At 67.6% G+C, this 2945-nt stretch carries 3 protein-coding genes; 1 reads left to right on the plus strand and 2 read right to left on the minus strand.

Annotated features, from left to right (window positions below; all coding sequences use genetic code 11):
• The coding region (locus ACNA7R_RS19935) for an arginase family protein (protein ID WP_416285286.1) at window positions 1-313 on the minus strand (313 nt) is incomplete at its 3' end.
• On the minus strand, window positions 310-2061 hold the full coding sequence (gene hutU / locus ACNA7R_RS19940; protein ID WP_416285287.1) for a urocanate hydratase: 1752 nt from the start codon (window positions 2059-2061) through the stop codon (window positions 310-312). The genes ACNA7R_RS19935 and hutU, both read right to left, overlap by 4 nt.
• Window positions 2062-2147: 86 nt before the next feature.
• Here hutU and ACNA7R_RS19945 point away from each other — a divergent pair, with 86 nt between their 5' ends.
• Window positions 2148-2798, plus strand: coding sequence for a helix-turn-helix domain-containing protein (locus tag ACNA7R_RS19945; protein WP_416285288.1), 651 nt, complete (start codon window positions 2148-2150; stop codon window positions 2796-2798).
• The last annotated feature ends 147 nt before the right edge of the window (window positions 2799-2945 follow it).

Genomic DNA, 2945 nt, shown 5'->3' on the forward strand with positions numbered 1-2945 from the left:
CCAGCGAGCGCACGTCGCCGAGGTCCGCGACTCCGTCGAGGGGACCGCCGTCGAAGTGGTGAGTTTTCGTTCGGGCGAGCGAGCGTCGAATCCCGGGCGGACCCTCGCGGGCGCCCCGCCGGCCGATGACCGCACCGTCGTAGGGTTCGCCGACGAGAACCGCTCCAAACGCGCCCGCCGCGAGGTCCTCGAGGGAGACCCGTTCGACGACGTCGCCGAACAGTTCGTCGTTCGCGTCGCCGCCGGCGAGGACGTCCCAGCCGCCGGTCGCCGCCCAGTCGGGGTTGGTCGCGAACCGATCGGGTTCGCTCACGAGCGATCGGCCTCCGTCATCGGGACGTGGACGTTCGACTCGCGGGCCTCCTCTATGGCCTCCTCGTAGCCCGCGTCGGCGTGGCGGATCACGCCCATCCCCGGATCGGTGGTGAACACCCGCCGAGCCTTCTCGGCGGCGAGCTCGGAGCCGTCGAGGACGACGTGGTTGTTCGTGTGCAGCGAGTTGCCGATGCCGACGCCGCCGCCGTCGTGGACGCTGACGATGTCGGCGCCGGCCGCGCAGTTGAGCAGGGCGTTGAGGATCGGCCAGTCGGCGACGGCGTCGCTGCCGTCGCGCATCGACTCGGTCTCGCGGTTCGGGCTCGCGACCGACCCCGCATCGAGGTGATCCCGGGTGACGACGATCGGGGCCGAAATCTCGCCGTCGGCGACGAGGTCGTTGATTTGCAGGGCGAAGCGCGCGCGCTCGGTGAGCGCCTCGTCGCCCTCTCCCTCGGTGCTGTACCCGAGCCAGCACACCCTCGAGGGAAGCCCCTGAAATTCGACCTGCTCCCGGGCGAGGTCGATCCAGCGGTGCAGATGGTCCTTCTCGGGGAACAGTTCGCGGACGGCGTCGTCGGTCCGGTGGATGTCCGTGGGATCACCCGAGAGGGCAACCCAGCGGAACGGCCCCTTCCCGCGACAGAACAGCGGCCGGATGTAGGCCGGCACGAACCCGGGGAAGTCGAACGCTGACTCGTGGCCGCGGTGTTCCTGCACCTGTCCGCGGATGTTGTTCCCGTACTCGAAGGCGATCGCCCCTCGCTCCTGGTGCTCGAGGATGGCGTCGACGTGGCGCTCCATCGTCTCGAGACTCTCCGCGACGTACGTCTCGGGATCCTCCTCGCGCAACCGGTCGGCTTCTTCGACCGTGTAGCCCGAGGGGTAGTAGCCCTCGAGTTCGTCGTGGGCGCTAGTCTGGTCGGTGACGACGTCCGGGACAAAGTCGCGCTCGAGCATCGCCTCGAGCATATCGGCGGCGTTCGTGTGGACGCCGACGCTGTAGGGCTCGCCGGCCTCTGCCGCCGCCGTCGCGTTCTCGATGGCCGCCTCGAGGTCGTCGGTCTTCTCCTGGCAGTACCCCGTCTCGAGGCGTCGGTCGATCCGTGACTCGTCGACCTCGGCGGCGATGCAGACGCCGCCGTTCATCGTGACGGCGAGGGGCTGGGCGCCGCCCATCCCGCCGAGTCCGCCGGTGACGACGACCTTGCCCTCGAGTCCCTCCGTCTCGGGGTAGTGCCGGTTCGATAGCTCCGCGAGGGTCTCGTAGGTGCCCTGGATGATCCCCTGGGTGCCGATGTAGGCCCACGAGCCGGCGGTCATCTGGCCGTACATGATCAGGCCCTTCGCCTCGAGTTCGTGGAAGTGCTCCCAGTCGTCCCAGTGGCCGACGAGGTTCGAGTTGGCGATTAGCACCCGCGGCGCGCGCTCGTGGGTCTCGAAGCGCCCGACGGGTTTGCCCGACTGAACTAGGAGGGTTTCCTCGTCGCCCAGTTCGCGCAGTTCGGTACAGATCGCGTCGTAGGCGTCCCACGACCGGGCCGCCCGTCCGGTCCCGCCGTAGACCACGAGGTCCTCGGGTCGCTCGGCGATGTCGGGATCGAGGTTGTTGTTCAGCATCCGGAAGGCGGCCTCCTGACGCCAGCCGCGACACTCGAGGTCCGTTCCCGTCGGCGCGCCCTGATACTCCTGCCACTGTTTGCTCGGGGCGTCGTCGCCGAGTGATGATTCGGTTTCGCGTTCCATACCTGATCGAGTACGTCCAGAACTAACACAGTCGACGTTCCGTACGGAACCATATTTATACACTCTCGGACGACGACCGGACGGACATGTACGAGGCGACCGTCGCTATCGCCGACTCGAGCGCCTACACCGCGCCGACCGACGGCACCGACTGCCGGATCGAACTCTGGTGTAACGACCACGCGGACCTCCTCTACGTCGTCGGCTCGTCGGTCGAGCCGGTGCTCTCCCAGGTTCGGGCGGACATCGGAATCGAGGACTGCGTCCGCGGGGACGGCGAGACGGTCGTCATCACGAGTTCCTGTCTGAAACGACACGAGACCTCGCACATCGAGCGCTATCTCGAGTCCCACGACTGCCTGTTGCTTCCCCCGCTGCAGTACGAGAACGGGCGGAAACACTGCCGGATCCTCGCGCTCGACGCCGAGAACCTCACCGCCCTCTACGCCGCCCTCCTCGAGGACGGATTCGACGTCGAGGTGCTGAGCAAACGCGAGATCGGCGTCCCCGCCCGGTCGTCCCCGCTCGTCTCGCTCGAGGACGTGCTGCCGGAGCTGACGACCCGTCAGCGCGAGGTCCTCTCGCTGGCGGTCGAGGGCGGGTACTACGAGATCCCTCGAGAGACGACGAGCGAGGCCCTCGCGACCGAACTGGGAATCAGCCGGCGGGCGGTGGACGACCACCTCCGACGGGTCGAGCGAAAGGTACTCTCGACGCTGCGTTCGTACCTCTACTAGTCGATCGGAGTACGGACTCGGGATTCGGAACGACGGCTGAAACCAACTCGAGCGACTCGGTAACTGCGTGTGCAAACTGCTCGCTTCGCTCGCCGTTTCTACTGGGCGAACAGCCGTCCGAGACGCGCGACAGCGCGTCTCTCTGCG

The sequence above is a fragment of the Natronococcus sp. genome (assembly GCF_047921035.1).
Taxonomy (GTDB): domain Archaea; phylum Halobacteriota; class Halobacteria; order Halobacteriales; family Natrialbaceae; genus Natronococcus.

Excerpts from the sequence above, each read along its gene's own strand:
- hutU (WP_416285287.1), bottom strand. The coding sequence starts at position 2,061 with ATGGAACGCGAAACCGAATCATCACTCGGCGACGACGCCCCGAGCAAA.
- ACNA7R_RS19945 (WP_416285288.1), top strand. The coding sequence starts at position 2,148 with ATGTACGAGGCGACCGTCGCTATCGCCGACTCGAGCGCCTACACCGCG.